Consider the following 1095-nt stretch of genomic DNA (forward strand, 5'->3'; position numbering starts at 1 on the left):
TGTCAACATCATTTTTAAATTCCTCAAAATCATCAACTAAAAATTCCCCAGTAAACGTTTGAAATTTGCCCCGCAGTGGGACGTGTTTATTTATTTCTGAGCTTCATCTTGTTTGAAAAATCCAGCCTTCTTCTTTTCCTTGATTCGATAACTTTCACCCTTAATATTGATGGTACTGGAATGATGTAAGAGCCGGTCCAGAATGGCCGTGGCCAACACAGGATCCCCAAAGATGTCTCCCCATGCGCCATACGATTTGTTGGAGGTCAGAATGATGGCCCCTTTCTCATAACGTTCTGAAACAATTTGAGAGAAGAAATGGGCGGCGGTGTCTTCCATTTTTCGATACCCAATCTCATCAATGATCAGGATATTGGGTTTGATATACTTTCTCATCTTCCGCTTGATGGTGTTGGTCTGATGGGCTTCTTGCAAATCCTGAACTAAATCATGAGGCGTGGTGAAATAGACTGTATAACGCCGGGCGATGGCTTCCAAGGCCAAGGCCACAGCCAGGTGTGTTTTGCCTACACCAGGAGGACCCAAAAAAATGAGATTCTCTTGATGCTCCACAAATTGGAGGGTAGCCAGGTCTCTGATGCGCCGTTCATCGATGGAGGTTTGAAAGGTAAAGTCAAACTCATCCAGTGTCTTATGATAGGGGAGGCGAGCCAGCCGCGTTTTCATCTTAATAAAACGGTCATGTTTGGCCGCTAATTCTTCCTGAAGCAGCTTGTCTAAAAACTCCAGATACGATATATTTTCTTCAGATGCCTCTTCGGCGTAGTGATGAAGGACTTCAGGGATGCGTGTGCACCCCAGTTCTTCCAAGGCGCTTTGGAGACGTTCCTGAAGGATCATGGTCACTGCACCTCTCCTTCAGAAAACTGATCGTAGAACGACACATCACGTTCAGCCACTTCGGGTGTTGAATGCATGGCCAGGCGGGGAGTCGGTTGGGGAACCTTATGTGTGCCCGCGGTGCGCATTCCCTCGAAGTGTTTTTTGTTTTTCAGCACCTGATGTTTTCCCGTGGCTTTGACATGTTCAGCAATCAGGTGTTGACCATAATAGATCCGAAGGAAACCATTTTTT

The 1095-nt window shown here is 46.0% G+C and carries 1 protein-coding gene and 1 pseudogene; both read right to left on the bottom strand.

The window, feature by feature from the left end; translation table 11 throughout:
• Positions 1-90: 90 nt before the first annotated feature.
• Complete coding sequence (istB, locus tag J2S00_RS19845) at positions 91-861, bottom strand: IS21-like element helper ATPase IstB (protein ID WP_307344036.1); 771 nt, start codon at positions 859-861, stop codon at positions 91-93.
• A gap of 2 nt (positions 862-863) precedes the next feature.
• A pseudogene (locus J2S00_RS19850) lies at positions 864-1095 on the bottom strand (IS21 family transposase); the annotation flags it as partial.

It is taken from the genome of Caldalkalibacillus uzonensis (assembly GCF_030814135.1).
In the GTDB taxonomy this organism is placed as follows: domain Bacteria; phylum Bacillota; class Bacilli; order Caldalkalibacillales; family Caldalkalibacillaceae; genus Caldalkalibacillus; species Caldalkalibacillus uzonensis.